The sequence below is a fragment of the Mesorhizobium sp. M7A.F.Ca.AU.002.02.1.1 genome (assembly GCF_003998535.1).
Classification (GTDB): Bacteria; Pseudomonadota; Alphaproteobacteria; order Rhizobiales; family Rhizobiaceae; genus Mesorhizobium; species Mesorhizobium ciceri.
In genome coordinates this window covers 1-1,833 of the sequence record NZ_RZPB01001006.1, presented here as the reverse complement: position 1 = coordinate 1,833, position 1,833 = coordinate 1, and the positions used below count along the sequence as shown (strand labels likewise).

The 1,833-nt window shown below is 60.0% G+C and carries 3 protein-coding genes; all 3 read left to right on the top strand.

Annotation, left to right across the window (positions count from 1 at the left end):
* A partial coding sequence (repC, locus tag EN879_RS34340) for a plasmid replication protein RepC (protein ID WP_245493918.1) occupies window positions 1–639 on the top strand: 639 nt, incomplete at its 5' end.
* 186 nt (window positions 640–825) lie between these two features.
* Entirely contained in the window at window positions 826–1,215 is a 390-nt protein-coding gene (locus tag EN879_RS34335; RefSeq protein ID WP_013525331.1) for an MbcA/ParS/Xre antitoxin family protein, read from the top strand.
* Complete coding sequence (locus EN879_RS34330) at window positions 1,212–1,730, top strand: RES family NAD+ phosphorylase (RefSeq protein WP_063170582.1); 519 nt, start codon at window positions 1,212–1,214, stop codon at window positions 1,728–1,730. Before EN879_RS34335 ends, EN879_RS34330 begins: the two co-directional genes overlap by 4 nt.
* The last annotated feature ends 103 nt before the right edge of the window (window positions 1,731–1,833 follow it).

The window sequence follows — 1,833 nt, the reverse complement described above, 5'->3', positions numbered from 1 at the left end:
GATGTGCCCGGGGACTGGGGAACGCTGTGGAAGCGGTTCCGGGCCATTGTGGACGCAATTCCACGCCGGGCAGGCCTGTCGGAGCTGGAAGGGGTCGTCGCCGAGCTGGTAGAGCTGCACGAAGCGGTCAACAAGATGCTGGAAAGCTTCACAAATGCCAAGAATCCTAGCGGCAATGAGTCCCATAATGAGCGGCAGCAATCTGATTCAAACACAGACTCCGCTTTTGTATTTGAACCGGCTTTCGAAAAAAGCAGGGCGGAGGCCGAGCCAACATCCCACCCCCCCGAGAAGCCGAAAGGCTACCCGATTGGACTGGTGCTGCGGGCCTGTCCCGATATTGCCGACTATGCCGTCAACGGGATCGGAAGCTGGCGCGACTTGATGATGACCGCCGCCCAGGTGCGAGGATACCTTGGCGTGTCGCCTTCAGCCTATGAGGAGGCTTGCCATGTGATGGGCCAGGAAGTTGCCGCGATCGTGATCGCCTGCATTCTGCAAAGAGCGCAGCATATCAACTCGGCTGGCGGTTATCTGCGCGTGCTGACCGAAAAGGCAAAAGCGGGTGAGTTTTCTGTTGGACCTATGCTCATGGCGGCGCTGAAAGCCAATGGCGCGTCAGCACGGATGACCGGATGAGCGGCAAGATATCGCGGGGCAGCGGCGTAAGGATGTGACCGGTGCTGTTGAGGTGGCCTGGCACATTCCCACCTGTCGGCGGGGTTTGCGGCGCGGCCACTGAACGGGTTCGTTCTTGAAAACAGTCTACAACTGCCATATCTTCTGCACACGAAATATGACTCCCGATATGGTAGGATGAACACCATGGGCCAGGCACTCAAGATAGCCGAGCAGAATGGACCTCTCATCTTGTCCTACATGGACCGGAATGGGAAGATTGCGATTGGGCAGGTCGCGGACGGTTTTGGCATGTCCAAAGGCCAGTTGGCCCAGACTGCAGGTCTTGCACGCGAGACGCTTTATCGGTCAGAGCGTAGCGCCACGGTAAAGACCCAGGGGCGTCTGCGAGAAATGCTCGAGATCATCAGCCGAGTGACGGAATGGGCGGGTGGCAAGGAGCAGGCGATGGCCTGGTATCGGGCTCAGCCGCTTCCGGCATTTGGGGGACGCACCGCTGAGGCGCTGGTGAAGGACGGCAAGGCAGCAGCGGTCCGTGATTATCTCGATCACATGGCCGTTGGCGGGTTTGCGTGAGGTTCGTCGGAACCTGCTACCGCGCACATGATCCACGTTGGGCATTCAAGCCGACTTCCGGCGAAGGAGCGGCGATCCGAGGGGCTCGATTCAATCCCAAAGGCGTGCCGGCGCTCTATCTGGCGCTGACCATCATGACAGCGATCAAGGAAGCCAACCAGGGCTTCGCACAGCGGATCGATCCCTGCGTGCTTTGCTCCTATGAGATCGATTGTGACGACATCGCGGATCTGACAATGGAAGAGCGGAGAGGAGAGTTTTCTGTGACGCTCGAAGAGATGGCCTGTGCCTGGGCGACGGCTCTCAGCAACGGAGAACGTCCAGCGTCCTGGTCCATCTATGAGCGGTTGCAACCCCGAAATGTTGCCGGCATCGTGGTTCCGAGCTTCGCGCCGGGGGCCGAGATGGAGGATCGCAATCTGGTCCTTTGGAACTGGGGCCCCGATCTCCCGCACAAGGTGGCTGTATTCGACCCCAGTGGTCGGCTGCCGAGGGATCAGCTGTCTTGGCGATAGACCGATCCGCCAGGGGAGGGGGCCTACAGTCCACTGGCCCTGGTGAGATTGACGCGAAACCGGTCCCTGCGCCGCTGGTAGCGGCGGGGCATTTTGGCCGACG

Excerpts from the sequence above, each read along its gene's own strand:
- EN879_RS34335 (WP_013525331.1), top strand. The coding sequence starts at position 826 with ATGGGCCAGGCACTCAAGATAGCCGAGCAGAATGGACCTCTCATCTTG.